The organism is Nocardia vinacea (genome assembly GCF_035920345.1).
Lineage (GTDB): Bacteria > Actinomycetota > Actinomycetes > Mycobacteriales > Mycobacteriaceae > Nocardia > Nocardia vinacea_A.
In genome coordinates this window covers 7,217,446-7,231,590 of sequence record NZ_CP109149.1, presented here as the reverse complement: position 1 = coordinate 7,231,590, position 14,145 = coordinate 7,217,446, and the positions used below count along the sequence as shown (strand labels likewise).

Annotated in this window: 13 protein-coding genes; 6 read left to right on the top strand and 7 right to left on the bottom strand. The window is 66.2% G+C overall.

Annotation, left to right across the window (positions count from 1 at the left end; all coding sequences use genetic code 11):
- Positions 1-5: 5 nt before the first annotated feature.
- Together OIE68_RS32965 and OIE68_RS32960 are read right to left on the bottom strand one after the other, a co-directional pair.
- Positions 6-203: a DUF397 domain-containing protein gene (locus tag OIE68_RS32965; RefSeq protein ID WP_327094873.1), complete on the bottom strand. Its 198-nt coding sequence runs from the start codon at positions 201-203 to the stop codon at positions 6-8.
- Entirely contained in the window at positions 200-1,108 is a 909-nt protein-coding gene (locus OIE68_RS32960) for a helix-turn-helix transcriptional regulator (RefSeq protein ID WP_327101904.1), read from the bottom strand. The genes OIE68_RS32965 and OIE68_RS32960 overlap by 4 nt, the downstream gene beginning before the upstream one ends.
- A 570-nt stretch (positions 1,109-1,678) precedes the next feature.
- On the opposite strand from OIE68_RS32960, the gene OIE68_RS32955 reads away from it, so the two are divergent.
- Together OIE68_RS32955 and OIE68_RS32950 are read left to right on the top strand one after the other, a co-directional pair.
- Positions 1,679-1,969, top strand: coding sequence for a hypothetical protein (locus OIE68_RS32955; protein WP_327094872.1), 291 nt, complete (start codon positions 1,679-1,681; stop codon positions 1,967-1,969).
- Complete coding sequence (locus OIE68_RS32950) at positions 1,969-2,175, top strand: hypothetical protein (RefSeq protein WP_327094871.1); 207 nt, start codon at positions 1,969-1,971, stop codon at positions 2,173-2,175. Before OIE68_RS32955 ends, OIE68_RS32950 begins: the two co-directional genes overlap by 1 nt.
- A gap of 152 nt (positions 2,176-2,327) precedes the next feature.
- On the opposite strand, the gene OIE68_RS32945 is transcribed toward OIE68_RS32950, so the two are convergent.
- Both OIE68_RS32945 and OIE68_RS32940 read right to left on the bottom strand, forming a co-directional pair.
- Positions 2,328-3,275 carry a DNA-3-methyladenine glycosylase 2 family protein gene (locus OIE68_RS32945; RefSeq protein WP_327094870.1) on the bottom strand — a complete coding sequence of 316 codons (948 nt, stop codon included), beginning with the start codon at positions 3,273-3,275 and terminating at the stop codon, positions 2,328-2,330.
- A gap of 312 nt (positions 3,276-3,587) precedes the next feature.
- A complete protein-coding gene (locus OIE68_RS32940) occupies positions 3,588-6,365 on the bottom strand; it encodes an FAD-binding and (Fe-S)-binding domain-containing protein (RefSeq protein WP_327094869.1) in 2,778 nt (925 codons plus the stop codon).
- 152 nt (positions 6,366-6,517) lie between these two features.
- Between OIE68_RS32940 and OIE68_RS32935 the strand changes: the two genes are divergently transcribed.
- Positions 6,518-8,398 carry an ABC transporter ATP-binding protein gene (locus tag OIE68_RS32935; protein WP_327094868.1) on the top strand — a complete coding sequence of 627 codons (1,881 nt, stop codon included), beginning with the start codon at positions 6,518-6,520 and terminating at the stop codon, positions 8,396-8,398.
- A gap of 48 nt (positions 8,399-8,446) precedes the next feature.
- Here the strand turns inward: OIE68_RS32935 and OIE68_RS32930 are convergent, their stop codons facing one another.
- A complete protein-coding gene (locus OIE68_RS32930) occupies positions 8,447-9,442 on the bottom strand; it encodes an oxidoreductase (RefSeq protein ID WP_327094867.1) in 996 nt (331 codons plus the stop codon).
- Positions 9,443-9,494: 52 nt separating this feature from the next.
- Positions 9,495-10,565: a DNA polymerase IV gene (locus tag OIE68_RS32925; RefSeq protein WP_327094866.1), complete on the bottom strand. Its 1,071-nt coding sequence runs from the start codon at positions 10,563-10,565 to the stop codon at positions 9,495-9,497.
- 213 nt (positions 10,566-10,778) lie between these two features.
- Here OIE68_RS32925 and OIE68_RS32920 point away from each other — a divergent pair, with 213 nt between their 5' ends.
- From OIE68_RS32920 to OIE68_RS32910, 3 genes are read left to right on the top strand one after another with little or no spacing between them, the layout of a single operon-like run.
- The gene (locus OIE68_RS32920; RefSeq protein ID WP_327094865.1) at positions 10,779-11,378 is read left to right on the top strand and encodes a DUF1707 domain-containing protein; all 600 of its coding nucleotides are present in this window, start codon (positions 10,779-10,781) and stop codon (positions 11,376-11,378) included.
- A gap of 60 nt (positions 11,379-11,438) precedes the next feature.
- On the top strand, positions 11,439-11,999 hold the full coding sequence (locus tag OIE68_RS32915) for a TetR/AcrR family transcriptional regulator (protein WP_327094864.1): 561 nt from the start codon (positions 11,439-11,441) through the stop codon (positions 11,997-11,999).
- 12 nt (positions 12,000-12,011) lie between these two features.
- A complete protein-coding gene (locus OIE68_RS32910) occupies positions 12,012-12,455 on the top strand; it encodes a PaaI family thioesterase (RefSeq protein ID WP_327094863.1) in 444 nt (147 codons plus the stop codon).
- 47 nt (positions 12,456-12,502) lie between these two features.
- Here OIE68_RS32910 and OIE68_RS32905 read toward each other — a convergent pair whose 3' ends face one another.
- Positions 12,503-14,122 (bottom strand): FAD-dependent monooxygenase, encoded by a 1,620-nt coding sequence (locus OIE68_RS32905; RefSeq protein WP_327094862.1) that lies wholly within the window; start codon positions 14,120-14,122, stop codon positions 12,503-12,505.
- Positions 14,123-14,145 lie beyond the last annotated feature (23 nt).

Below are 14,145 nucleotides of genomic sequence, written 5' to 3'. Positions count from 1 at the left end.
ACTCCTCAGAACTCGCCGCCCGCAACACCTGCGGTGAAAGCGTCCCATGCGCCCGTACCGAAGACGAGGGCAGGTCCACCGGGATTTTTGCTGTCGCGTACGCCGACCCGGCTGCCCGCGAGAAAGGCGACCTCGACGCAGTCCTTGCCCGCACCGCTGCGCGTGCTCTTGAACCATTGCGCGCCAACCAAATCCATACTCATGCCACATACTCCTTCGCTATCTGCCGGAGCAGATGTCTACTGGGTTGAATATCCAGCGCGCAGCGCTGGAGGCACTCGTGCGCACGATCGTACCGCCGTACATCAGCATGTCTTTCGAGGTAGAGATCCCCCGTGAAGCCCTCTGCGTACACCACCGGCGGCTCGACCGGCTGGCCTTTGCTATCGATACCGAATTCGAGAACTGTGAACGGTCCGGTGGACACTCCGAGCGGAACACCGGCCGCGAACGGCAGAATACGCAGGGAGATATTGGGTTGGGTGCTGATATCGGCAAGATGACGTAGCTGCGCCGCCATCACTTTGGCGCCACCGACTACCCGGCGCAAAACCGACTCGTGCAGGATCACGTTCACCGTCGCCGGTGCGACCTTGCGGGTGATCAAAGCCTGCCGCTGCATACGCAATTGGACCCGGCGCTCGATCTCCGCGTCCGAATCATCCGGGTAGCCAAGACGATTGAGCGCCCTGGCGTAGTCCGCAATCTGAAGTAGGCCGAGTACGATTTCGGATTGGTAGGAGGTGAGTTTCTGAGCCGATGCCTCCAAACCGACATAGACGTCGAAGTTTTCGGGGATGAGATCGCCGTAGGCATGCCACCAACTCTTGACGGCGGCTTGTTGGGCCAGGCCCTTCAGACCATCGGACAATTCGTCCGGTATGCCGTAGATACGACAAAGTTCTTGGATATCGATCGTTCGGATGCGGTCGGCCTGGCCTTTTTCCAAGCGCTGCAACGTGCTTGCGCCCCACTCCATCAGCCGGGATGCCTCCGCGATGGTGAGACCCGACTGGGTGCGCCAGTCCCGGAGATACCTGCCGAGCTGGCGTCTGGGTAGAGTGGAGGCGGCGTTCTCAGGGGATAGCCGGTCCGGGGTTTCCGACACTCTTACCGAATTCGCTGACACAGCACGCTCCGTTCTGTATTCAATTGCGACATTCTCGGGTCCCTACATGGCTACGCAGGCTTCCGCCTCAGTGCCCGTCGCTCACGCCTACGCCTCGCTGACGCTCGGCTCCGGCGTGCGCGATGCGCCCTGAGACATGGTTCGCTCGCTGCGCTCGCTCACGCCGCGGGCTCGGATGCAAACCCAACGGTTGCTCCGGGGCGACCCCACAAGCTCGGTTCCCCGGCACTTCGCTTGGGCAGAGGGCTTTTTCGTCCACTATGGAGAATCCTCCCTTCCCTGCTGGGTTTTGTGCTGGGAATTCGCCTCAAATCTTTGGATATCCACGAAGGACACTGTTCGCGACCTGCCGCGATGGTGTGCTGGGAGTGTGCCCGGAGCGGAACAGGCGCCTTTCCCTCCTCCTGTGAAACCTCCGGGCGCGCACAGTATTCGATGGCGGCGCTCGCGGCGCCCTCCGTGGTCACGCAAGCTACCGCCTCCGAACGTCGCAGGAATCGCACGTAGGAACGAGGAGTCATGGCTGTAAGTGTCATAGCGTCGTCCTTGATGACCAGCGATTTGACCCCGCATCGTGCCCGCAGCGTCGGGCAGGAGAACTGGGTGGTTTCTTATTTGCCCGGACGCACGCTGACCTGCGACCAGGCGGTTGCCGCGCTGAAGGTTGCTGAGGTGGTGCCATCGCTGTTCGCCGCGGTCGGCGATCTCGCGGACGAGGTCGGCCTGACCGTACTCGAGGCGCTGGGTATGGCGGTTCGACAGGCCCCGTGGGACCAGGGACCGATCTCTCGGTACACCCGACAAGTCCGGGCGGTGCGCCGCCGGGCGGAGGTCGCCTGATGCAACTCACCAACCTGCACATGCCGGTCGCATCCCTATTGGCCTGCGGAAACGACCCTGGTGTGCTGACAATCGAACAAGCCCACGCCGCAATGCAGTTGCATATCGACTGCACCGTCGACCGGTGCCGGGTCCGCCGTGCGGCGCGGACCACGCTGGTCGAGGCGGGCAAATGTGTGCTGGACGAGCGCGCCCTGCCGTTATGAGGCCCGCTGCCGAGCCACCGGGTGTCCCGGAGGTGCTTGCCGACTGCATTCGGGTGCTGCGCTGGGTGACCGCCGAGTCCCTGACACATCGACGTCACGCTGTCGCGCAGACGAAATACGGCCTGCCGAAACGAATTGTCCGGCGGATCCGCTCAGTGCCAGGTGTGATCGGTGAGCGGGGTGCGCGGGCCGAACTTCGGCTTGTGCGCGTAACCGCTGATCTCCAGCAGGCGGACGGCCCGATAGCGATGTGGCCGTAGCGGTTCCAGATATTCGACCATCGCGTCGTCGTCGATGGGTTCACCGAGCAGCGTCCAGCCGACGATGGCCGCCAGGTGGTAGTCGCCGACCGAGAGGGCATCCGCGTCACCGAAGGCGCGCTGCCCGATCTCGGCGGCGGTCCACACCCCGATACCGGGCACCGTGCGCAGGCGGCGGGCGGCTTCGGCCGGACTTTCGGCCGCCGCCCGCTCCAGTGCGTCCGCCACCCGGGCCGCGCGCACGATGGTCTGCGCGCGCTGCGGCCCGACATTGGCGCGGTGCCAGGTCCAGGACGGGATCTTGCGCCAGGTATCGGCGTCGGGTGGCAGCAGCAGTCCGGCGGGTGCTGGGCCGGGTGCGGGAGAGCCGAACTGTCGCAACAGCTTTCGCCAGGACGCGCGGGCGGAGACGGTGTGCACCTTCTGTTCCAGCACGGCGGGAACCAATGCCTCGAAGACCAGACCCGTGCGCAGCATGCGCAGTCCGGGAAAGCGGCGGTGCGCGTCGACGATCTTCGGATGTTCGGGGGCGAAGTCGGAAACGTCCTCGTCCAGGCACAGCATGTGGTCGAGGCCGCCGAGGAATTCGGCCGCTCCTGGGCCCCAGGCGCGGGCGTCGACGGTTTGGCGATCGGCTTGGATAAGGCGGTAGGTGACCGGGCCGGTCGGCATTCGAGAGGCGTGCCAGTGCGCGCGGTCATGGGTGACCTGGTGACACGGGTCGCCGCGGCCGCGGGACAGTGGCGCGAGGGTGATCGCGAGATCGATCGGCCGCGCGGCCGTGATCGTCCTGGTCAGGCCGGTCCGGTTCAGGTCCGGCGCGGCCGTCTGATTGCGCACCGCCTCATTGTGCCCCGGTAGGTGGGCGGCGGGCGCGCGGGTCTCGAATGTTGCCCGGCTCACAATTGTTTCGGTCCGAATGCGCGATTTGCCATACAGATTCGGCATAACCGCAGATCGCCGCTATTTTGTAACGCGAAGAATTAGTGTGGCGATATTTATGCGTTCGGCAAACAGCTGGCAGTCGCCAAACGGAGGTACGAAATGATCACCAACGCGCTCAACTGGTTGCTCAATGCCTGGGGTGTGGCTTCCGCGGGCAGCTCGGGCTACCAGATTTCTCCCGGCACGCTGCCGTTCGGCAGCTGAGATTCATTCGCCGAGCAGGAATTGCGCGAGGTGTTGGCCTCGGCGGCCGCTCAGCTGCATGGCCTGGGTTCGACACGAGAAGCCGTCGGCTATCAAGATCGAATCGTCGTCGGCATTCCGTAGCGCCGGGAGCAAGCCATTCTCGGCGACGGCGACCGAAATGTCGTAATGGCCGGATTGCATTCCGAAGTTTCCGGCCAGACCGCAGCATCCGGTGACCTCTGTCACATTTATCTGCATGCTGGCTAATAGTTGGCGATCTACGTCGAAGCCGATTACGGCATGGTGATGGCAATGCGGTTGGACGACCACCGACTGTCCCGGTCGCGGCGGCGGCCGCCAGTTCGGCTGTTCGGCAAGAAATTCGGCGAGTGTGCGCACAGCCGCGGCGGTAGCGGCCGCGCGCGGGTCGTCCGGTAGCAGTTCCGGCAGGTCCGAGCGCAGGACCGCCGTACATGACGGTTCGAGGCCGACGACTATGCCGCCGCCGCGCACGTGCTCGTCCAGTTCGGTCAGTGTCGCGCGGAGCCGAGCCCGAGCACCGTCGAGTTGTCCGGTGCTGATCCAGGTGAGCCCGCAGCACACGCGCCGCCGCGGTATGCGGACTCGGTAGCCGAGGGATTCCATCAGTTGCACTGCGGCCTGGGCTATTTCGGGATCGAAGGCATCGGTGAAGGTATCGATCCACAGCAGCACTTCGGGTGCCCCGTCCGAATCCCCCCGGTCGTGCCAGCTCCTGCGGAAGGTGCGGTCGGCGAGTCGCGGTACCGCACGTCGCGGATCAATTCCGCCCGCACGCAAGGCGATTCGGCGCAACCACCCGATTTCGGTCAGCGCATTCGCCGCTTGCGGCATGCGACCCGCGACACCGAGCCAGCGCGGCAGCCATCCCAGCGCGTAATGATCAATCGGACGCGGGCGGTGCCGGTAGCGGCGGTAGAGCGCCTCGGACTTGTAGGTCGCCAGATCGACCCCGGCCGGGCAGTCGGAGCGACATGCCTTGCAGGACAGGCACAGATCGAGCGATTCGGCGACCGCCTCGGACGACCAGGGAAGTGCACCGCGCACCACCTCCTGCAGCACACGCGCTCGGCCGCGGGTGCTGTCCTTCTCGTCGGCGGTGGCCAGATACGACGGGCACATGAAACCACCGGTCGCGTGGGTGTCGGCGCGGCATTTGCCGATACCGACGCAGCGATGGACGGCGGTGGTGATATCGCCGTTGTCGTGCGGAAATGCGAAGCCGTCCGTTCCGATCGGCCGCACTCCGACCAGCCGCAGGTCGGCATCGATGGGGCGCGGCGCAACCAGGACGCCCGGGTTCAACACATCATCTGGATCGAAAAGCGCCTTGTACCCCGCGAATGCGTCCAGCGCGTCCTGGGAGTACATGATCGAGAGCAATTCCGAGCGGGCCCGGCCATCGCCGTGCTCGCCGGAGAGCGAGCCGCCGTAGCGAACCACCAGCTCGGTCGCATCCTGTATGAAGTTCCGAAAGCGTTGCGGCGCATCGGCAATCGGCAGATCGAGACGGACGTGGATGCAGCCGTCGCCGACGTGACCGTAGAGCAGTCCGTCCACGCCGTGGTCCTTTGTCAGCGTGGCGAAATCGCGCAGATACGCACCGAGGTGCTCCGGTGGTACGGCCGCATCCTCCCAGCCCGGCCAGGCCGGATGACCCGCCGGAGTGCGACCGGCCAGGCCCGCGCCTTCGGCTCGAATGCGCCAAAGTGCCGCAGCGGCACCAGGATCGGTGACAATCCTGGAGTCCAGCGCATCGACGGTTCGGCAAAGCTTCTCGGCCGCGGCATACGCCTCGGCGGGGGTATCACCGGCGGACTCGACGAACAGCCAGCCGCTACCGCGCGGCAGTTCCGGCACACCGCTGGTGGCCCCGCGATGCACGCGCACGATATCGACCAGTCGCGCATCGATACCCTCGACCGCAATCGGGTCGCAGGCCATGACCGCCGCGACATCGTCGGCGGCCGTTGCGATATCGGGATAGCCGAGCACTGTGAGAACGGTGGCCCGCGGCAACGGGACCAGATCTACCGTTGCTTCGAGCAGCAGCCCGCAGGTCCCCTCGGTGCCCACGAATGACTTCGCAACCGCCGAACCACGTTCCGGCAGTAGATGTTCCAGCCCGTAGCCGGAGGCCTGCCGATCGAATCGGCCGAGTTCGGTGCGGATCACCGCGAGACCGGCCCTGGTGAATTCGGGCAGGCCGGGAATTACCGATGGGTCGGCCGCCAGCGTCCGCTCGGCTCCTGTTCCATCGAGAATGCGCAGCTCACGCACATTATCCGAGGTGCGCCCCCACGCCACCGCATGCGGTCCGCACGCATTGTTACCGATCATCCCGCCCAGCGTGCACCGATTCTGTGTCGAGGGATCGGGCCCGAACCGCAGCCCGTGCACAGCTACCTTTCGCTGGAGTTCGCCGAGGACGACACCAGGTTGGACGCGTGCGGTGCGCTGCCCGGGGTCCAGCTCACCGATGCCATTCATATACCGGCTGAAGTCCACCACGATCCCGGGCCCGATGGCATTGCCCGCCACCGACGTCCCCGCACCCCGCGCGGTAACCGACAGCCCATCACCCCTGGCGAATTCGAGCGTGCGCGCCACATCCTCGGCACCACGCGGAAAAACGACCGCGGCCGGGAGCACCCGATAATTCGACGCATCGGAGGAGTACTCGGCACGCCTACGCGCGGACGCATCGACCTCGCCCGCAATCCCGCGCCCCAACACCGCCGCCAGCCCCTGCACACCCACCCCGCCAGCCTATGCGCCCGCACGACGCAAGATCAGCACTCTGTTCGCTGTGCGCGGAATCGATACGGAATGGGCTTGCACTCAACCTCTGTTGAGGTCTTAGTGTCGGTGACCAGGTGTTCGATGGGTGGGGAGCGAGAGGGAGCAACACAGTGAGTATCGAATCGGTGGCCTGGAGCCAGATGTATCGGCGGGCGAACGCGCCGCAGGAGCAGCGGCCGTTCCGGCTCGCGACCGCGCAGCGGATTCTGCGCTTCGCGCGGCCGCACCGCCGCCGGATCGGTGCGTTCTTGCTGTTCAGCGTGGTGTCCGCACTGCTCGCGGTGGCGACGCCGGTGCTGGCGGGGCGGGTGGTCAACGACATTGTCGGCGGCGCGGCGCCGCGCGCCGTGGTCACCCTCGCCGTCCTGATCGGCGGGCTCGCGGTGGTCGATGCCGCACTCGGGGTGATCATTCGCTGGCTGTCCTCGCGGATCGGTGAGGGGCTGATCCTGGATCTGCGCACGGCCGTTTTCGATCATGTGCAGAAGATGCCGGTCGCGTTCTTCACCCGGACCCGCACCGGTGCGCTGGTCAGCCGGTTGAACAGCGATGTGATCGGGGCGCAGCGCGCGTTCAGCGACACGCTCTCCGGTGTCGTCACGAATCTGGTCACCCTTGCGCTCACCCTCGCCGTCATGGTCCGCATCTCCTGGCAGATCACGCTGCTCGCGCTGGTGCTGCTGCCGGTATTCGTGGTTCCGGCGCGGCGGATGGGCAATCGACTGGCCGGATTGCAGCGCGAAGCCGCGGGCCTCAATGCGGCGATGAGCACCCAGATGACCGAACGGTTCTCCGCGCCCGGCGCGACGCTGGTGAAGCTGTTCGGACGGCCGCAGCAGGAGTCGGACGAATTCGCACTCCGCGCTCGTCGGGTGCGCGATATCGGGGTGCGCACCGCGATGCTGCAGACTGTTTTCGTCACCTCGCTGACCCTGGTTTCGGCGCTGGCGCTGGCCCTGGTCTACGGACTCGGCGGGTGGTACGCGCTGCGCGGTCAGTTGGATGCCGGTGCGGTGGTGTCGCTTTCGCTGCTGCTGACCCGCCTCTACACACCGCTCACCGCGCTGGCCAGTGCCCGGATGGAGATCATGTCCGCGCTGGTGAGCTTCGAGCGGGTCTTCGAGGTGCTGGATCTGAAGCCGCTGATCGAGGACGCACCGGATGCTGTCGCGGTGCCCGCGGGTCCGGTCGCGGTGGAACTGGACAATGTCACCTTCGGCTACCCGTCGGCCGATAAAGTGTCGCTCGCCTCGCTCGAGGATGTCGCGACACTCGATACCCGCGGCGGGGTGGAGGTGCTGCACAATGTTTCGCTGCGGGCCGAGCCAGGTCAGCTCGTCGCGCTGGTCGGTTCCTCCGGTGCCGGGAAATCCACTGTGGCCCAACTCGTTTCCCGGCTCTACGACGTGGACGGCGGTGCGGTGCGGCTCAACGGTACCGATGTGCGCGGGCTGACCACGACCTCGATCCGGGACACCGTCGGCCTGGTCACCCAGGACGGCCACCTGTTCCACGACACCATCCGCGCCAATCTGCTGCTGGCCCGACCGGAGGCCACCGAGCCCGAGCTGTGGGATGCGTTGCATCGGGCTCGGTTGCGTGAGCTGGTGACGTCACTGCAGGACGGCCTGGATACCGTCGTCGGCGAACGCGGCTACCGCCTCTCCGGCGGTGAACGCCAGCGTCTGACCATTGCCCGGCTGCTGCTCAAGCAACCACGCGTGGTGATCCTCGACGAGGCGACCGCCTCACTGGACTCGACCTCGGAGGCCGCTGTCCAAGAGGCGCTTTCCGAAGCGCTGGAAGGTCGAACCGCACTGGTCATCGCGCATCGCCTCTCCACCATTCGGGCCGCCGACCAGATCCTGGTGCTCGAGGACGGCCGAATCGTGGAGCGCGGCACGCACACCCAACTGCTCGCCGCCGATGGACGCTACGCGGAGCTGTACCGCACGCAGTTCGCGGACGAACCGGTCGAAGTCGCGGCCTGAGCCCGAACCCACCGAAGCCCGGCTCGTTCCGGGCTTCGGTGGGTACCGTCAGAATTCGCCGGCGACGCCGAATACGGTGCGGCCGGAGTGGCTGCCGTGCTGAATGGCGTGCAGGACCTTCTCGGCCTCGGTGATGGGAGCGAAGTTCTCGATGGTCGAAAGGTGTTGGGGCCGCAGCTCATTGGCGAGCCGCGCCCACAGCACGCGCCGCTTGTCGATCGGGACGTACGCGGAGTCGATGCCGAGCAGCGATACGCCGCGCAGGATGAAGGGCATGACGGTGGTCGGCAGATCCGGCCCGCCGGTGAGGCCGCTGACCGCGACCGCACCGCCATAGCCGATCGCGCTGAGAATATAGGCGAGGGATTTGCCGCCGACGCTGTCCACCGCACCGGCCCAGGTGGCCTTCGACAGTGGACGCAGTTTCGCATTCGGATCCTCCGGCAGCCGACCGATCACCTCGTTCGCACCGAGTTCGGCGAGCAGATCACCCGCATCGGTCTTTCCGGTGGAGGCGATCACCTCGAAACCGAGGCCCGACAGGATATCGATGGCGACGCTGCCGACACCGCCCGTCGCTCCGGTGACGAGCACGGCGCCGGTCTCCGGGGTGAGCTCGTGATCGAGCAGGCCCTGCACGCTGAGTGCGGCGGTAAAACCGGCGGTACCGAGCGCAGCAGCGTCACGGGTGCTGAGACCGTCCAGCTTGACCACCCAGTCAGCGGGCACCCTGGCATATTCGGCGTAGCCACCATGATGTGAAACGCCGATGTCATAGCCGTGCGCCACCACCTGGTCACCGGGCGCGAAATCGTCGACCTCGGAGGTGACGACCTCCCCGGTGATATCGATACCGGGGATGATCGGATAATTCCGGACCACGCCACCGCCCGCGGTGACCGCAAGCCCGTCCTTGTAGTTCGCGCTCGAGTAGTGCACCTTGATCGTGACCTCACCCGGCCCGAGGAAGTCCTCGTTGACCTGCTGCCGCGTGAGCACGATCCCGCTGTCCGATTCGTGTGCCACCATCGCCCAGAACTCCATGCCGACGAGCATACGAGCGTCGGGCGGTGCCGGGGTGGATCTTCGCCGCCGGCTATTGCGGTACGAGTTCGAGGCGCACGCCGAGCAGCCTGACGGGGCGATCCAATTCGAACCGGTCGATGATGCGCAGGGCGGTCTCCACGATGGCCGCGATATCGGTGGTCGGCTCGGGGAGCTTCTCCTGTTTGCTACGGGTATAGAAGGTATTGCTGCGGACGGTCACCGATACGCGCAGCGGGGTGCGGCCCGCGGCGGCCATCTCCTCGCCGACCTCGGTGGCCAGTCGCGCCACCTGTGCGCGGATCTCCTCGGGATCGGTCAGATCGTGTGGGAAGGTCTCGGATTTACTGCGGCCCACCGGAATTCGCGGTTCGGTGGTGACATCGGTATCGCCCTTGCCGTGGCCGAGCACCCAGAAATACGGGCCGGTATTCGGACCGAACTCGGTGGCGAGCCGCCGGCGATCGGCGGCCATCAGATCGGCGACGGTTTCGATGTCGAGTTCGGCCATCCGCGCGGCGATCCGATTTCCGATGCCCCACAGCGCATTCGTCGGGCGGTGCGCCATCACCTCGACCCAGTTCGCGGCGGTGAGCCGGAAGATCCCCGCCGCCGCGCCAACGGTATCGGCGGGCGCGGCCGAGGACTTGCCGGCGGATTTGGCGAAGCCGGTCGCCAGCTTGGCCGTGAGCTTGTTGTCGCCGATGCCGATCGCGCAGGTCAGTTCCAATTGTGCGATGGTGCTGCGGATTTCGCGTGCGAGCTGCTCCGGATCGTCGGTATCGGCGGCGAGGAAGGCCTCGTCCCAGCCCCACACCTCGACGCGGCCGGGAAAGGTCCGCAGCAGCGCCATGACTTCGTCGGAAGCCTCCTCGTAGGTGGCCATATCCAGCGGCAGGAAGATACCGTCGGGACATTTGCGCTTGGCCGAGCGCAATGCCATCCCCGCGCGCACCCCGAATGCCCTGGCCGGATACGACGCGCAGGTCACTACCTTGCGCGGTTCGTCGGGATCGCCATTGCCGCCGACGATGACCGGCAGGCCGCGCAGCTCCGGATGGCGGCGGAATTCCACCGCCGCCTGGAACTGGTCGAGATCGACGTGCAGCAGCCACCTGGGCATGAACTAGGGCTTCCCTTTGTTCGGCTGCTGCGATCGTACGACGGGTGTATCGTCCAAACTCGACAACGCAAGAACTGATTTCGCACGGACATGGGTAACTCGTCGGGAACGTCCAAAACTGGGCCCAGCGACCAACCGGCGGCCCGCGACGTGATTTTGGATGCACCCCACGACCGGCAAAAGGCGCGGGGAGGCGGAGGAGCGCGTGTCTGCATGACCGACGCACCGGACAACCTGCCCGCGGTTCGGGTCGGCGATATCGATCGCGAGGTCGCGGCCAAGCAGCTGCAGCTCGCTGTCGACGAGGGGCAACTCGATCTGCTCGAACTGGATAAACGGCTGGTAGCGGTCTATTCGGCGCAGACGGCACAGGAACTCTTCGCCATCACCGCCGATCTGCCGGTGATCGCCGCTGCACGCGAACCCATCGAACTGCGCACCAGCAGTGGGGCGCGGGCGAAGGTCGGCGCGTGGATCGTCCCGGCCGAGATCACAGCTGAATGCAGCTCCGGCAGCATCAAAATCGACTTCACACAGGCACTGTGCCCGCATCGCGAGGTCGTGGTGCATGTCGCCGTGGGTTCCGGCAGGGTCCAATTGATCGTGCCGCGCGGCTGGCGGGTCGACCTCGATCGGGTGCAGGCCAGCAGCGGCACCGTCAAGAACAAGGTGACCGAGGGCAGTCTGCCCGGGTCGCCGCAGCTCCGAGTCGACGGGGAAATCGGCTCTGGGGCCGTGGTGGCGAAGTATCCGCGCCCGCCGCGGCGATCGTTCCTGGCCTGGCTGCTGCGCCGGCCCCGTCCGACCGTCTGACCGTTCCGCGCTGACCGGCCGGGCATTGCGCGACCCACAAAACAGAACTAAATTCTGGTCATGAAGATTCGAGATCGGTTGCTGTTGGCGGCCGAGCGACAGTTCGCGGAACGGGGGACGCTGGAGACCACGCTGACCCAGATCCGCGATGCGGCGGGGGCCAGTGTCGGTGCGCTCTACCACCACTTTCCGGACAAGGCGGAGCTGTATCGCGAGGTGTGGACGCATGCGCTCGCCGACTATCAGGAGCACTTCTGGGTGGTTGTCGGCGAAAGCACCGATGCACGCGCGGGGGTCACCGCGGGCGTCACCGAACATCTGCGGTGGGTTACCGAAAATCAGTACCGCGCAAAGGTTCTCACCTCGGCTCGGCCGCCCGGCGTCCGCGATAGCGACAGCAACCGCGAATTCCTGCGCAATGTATTGCGCTGGTGGCGTACCCACGCCCGCTACGGCGCGGTGCGCGATCTCGAGTTCGACCTTGTCTACGCACTGTGGCTCGGCCCGGCGCAGGAGTACTCGCGACACTGGCTCGGCGGTGAAATCCGCACCGCCCCCATCGATGTCGCGCGCGAACTAGCCGATGCCGCCTGGCAGGCGCTGGGCACAACCAACGACTGAACGGAGTCATCCATGCCAACGATCACCCTCGACCTGGATCTCGCGAAGCAGGTGCTCGCCGCGCAGCCGTTCGCGCAGTTGGTCGGCACCGAGATCACCGCATTCGGCGACGGCGCCGCGACCCTCATCATTCCCGTCCGTCCCGAGCTGGGCCAGCAATTCGGCTTCGTACACGGCGGTGTGGTGTCCTACGCGGCCGACAACGCCCTCACCTTCGCTGCGGGCACGGTGCTCGGCGCCAATGTGCTGACCGGCGGCTTCACTATCACCTACCTGCGGCCTGCCGCCGGTACCCGGCTGCGCGCCGAAGCCACCGTCACCGGGTCGACGCGGCGGCAGGCCGTCGTCGCGTGCGAAATCTATGCCGAGAGTGCGGACGCCGAACCAGTGCTGTGCGCGGTCGCCCAGGGCAATGCACGCTCCGTCGAGCGCGAACCAGGGGCCGACGGCAGCTGAGGTCCATTGCGAATCACTGTGCGGCACACCGGAAACGCCCCTCAGGATCAAGCCATGGCCTTGGTGTCCAGCACCGACGCCGACCAGCCCATGAGCGACCGTAACGTCGCGACCAGCGACCTGGGATACAGGCCCTGATCGGAACGTGCCGCCACATGCCCGTCCGGACGCACCAGCAGCGCCCCACCCTCCGGCAGATCGGTGCAGGCACCCCACTCGGCGCCCAAGCCGTGCACCGCGATCTCGATACCGGTCTCGCGCTGCGCATCGGCCGCGGCATCGCGCCAGGCAGCCGAGCTCCCGGCGATCAGTATCGCGTAACCGGGTCCACAGAGATCCAAGGTCGAGGTGGTGTGCTCGGCGTCGAGCCACAGGTGCGGCAGTCGCGTTCCGACCTGTCCGGTCAGCCGATCGACATGCGGTTCGACCCATTCGACGCAATCCGCTGGCTTACGCGATACCGCGCTCGACGCGTACCGGAAGCGCGACATGACCGCCCCGAAATCCAACCGCCGCGCCAACATCTCTGCGTTGTCAGGGGTTTCGATGCCGTAGCGGGTTTCGAAGTCGTCTCCTAGATTGGCCTGTTCGGCGGCGATGATCGCACGTGACCAGCGTTCGGTCTGATAGGAATCGAGCAGTGCGGGTCCGCCGGTACCCGAAAGCACGGCGGCCAGCTTCCAGACCAGATTATGTGCGTCGGCGACACCGGTATTGCCGCCGAAACCACCCCACGGCGCGTGCCGGTGGGCGGCGTCACCGGCGAGGAAGACCCGGCCGCGCCGGTACTCGTCGGCCACGAAACTGCCGGTGTCCCAAGCACTTCGCGCCAGCACCTCGACCTCGATATCGGGCACGCCGATCGCGGCGCGGATCAGCTCGACGCAGCGTTCGTCCGGATAGTCCGCGGCCGACTCACGGGTCGGATCGTATTCGAGCTGGAAGGACCATTCGTCGGTGTTGTTCTTGGACAAGACGAGTCCGCGCATGGTGTCGTTGCTGATCTCGCACTGGCTGAAGGTGCGACCGCCCAGCACCCCCGTAAGATCCGTCCGCACAAAGGCATTGATGTAGTAGCGCGTCGGCGGCAGCTCCCAGCCATCGATACCCAGTGCCCGACGGATCGAGCTGGCCGCACCGTCAGCCGCGATGAGGTAGTCGGCCCGGATAACCGAGCGGCGGCCCGACTCGTCACGCAGGGTTGCGGTGACACCCGCGTCATCGGTTTCGAAGTCGATGAGCTCGGCCCCGAATCGGAGGTCACCACCGCGTTCGCGTGCCTGCTCCGCGAGCACCGGCTCGAGCAGTACCTGGGGCAGGAAGCAGAACTGCGACGGGCTGGGATCGGCCGCCGCCATTGCCGCCCGCAAGTGACCGAGGTCGAGCGGCTCGGCGGTGATCAGGCTGGTGCCTCGGCTCGCGCCACCGAAGCTGCCCGCCCGCAATGCGGTCGCGGCGGCCTGCTCGACCCGCCCCTCGACGCCGACCTGACGGAACAGCTCGGTGGTCCTGGTATGCAGGCCGCGCGCCTTCGGCAACGCCGATGCCTTGGTCCGTTTTTCGACGAGAACATAAGGGACATCGTGATATTCGAGGAACAGCGCGGCCGATAGTCCGACCAGGCCGCCGCCGACAACGAGAACGGGAATCCGCTGCGTAGGAGTCATGCCACGATCGTGTGCGCACGGGC

Bases quoted from the DNA above. Each gene is read 5' to 3' on its own strand.
- OIE68_RS32965 (WP_327094873.1), bottom strand. From the start codon at position 203: ATGAGTATGGATTTGGTTGGCGCGCAATGGTTCAAGAGCACGCGCAGC.
- OIE68_RS32955 (WP_327094872.1), top strand. From the start codon at position 1,679: ATGACCAGCGATTTGACCCCGCATCGTGCCCGCAGCGTCGGGCAGGAG.
- OIE68_RS32950 (WP_327094871.1), top strand. From the start codon at position 1,969: ATGCAACTCACCAACCTGCACATGCCGGTCGCATCCCTATTGGCCTGC.
- OIE68_RS32930 (WP_327094867.1), bottom strand. From the start codon at position 9,442: ATGGAGTTCTGGGCGATGGTGGCACACGAATCGGACAGCGGGATCGTG.
- OIE68_RS32925 (WP_327094866.1), bottom strand. From the start codon at position 10,565: ATGCCCAGGTGGCTGCTGCACGTCGATCTCGACCAGTTCCAGGCGGCG.
- OIE68_RS32920 (WP_327094865.1), top strand. From the start codon at position 10,779: ATGACCGACGCACCGGACAACCTGCCCGCGGTTCGGGTCGGCGATATC.
- OIE68_RS32915 (WP_327094864.1), top strand. From the start codon at position 11,439: ATGAAGATTCGAGATCGGTTGCTGTTGGCGGCCGAGCGACAGTTCGCG.
- OIE68_RS32910 (WP_327094863.1), top strand. From the start codon at position 12,012: ATGCCAACGATCACCCTCGACCTGGATCTCGCGAAGCAGGTGCTCGCC.
- OIE68_RS32905 (WP_327094862.1), bottom strand. From the start codon at position 14,122: ATGACTCCTACGCAGCGGATTCCCGTTCTCGTTGTCGGCGGCGGCCTG.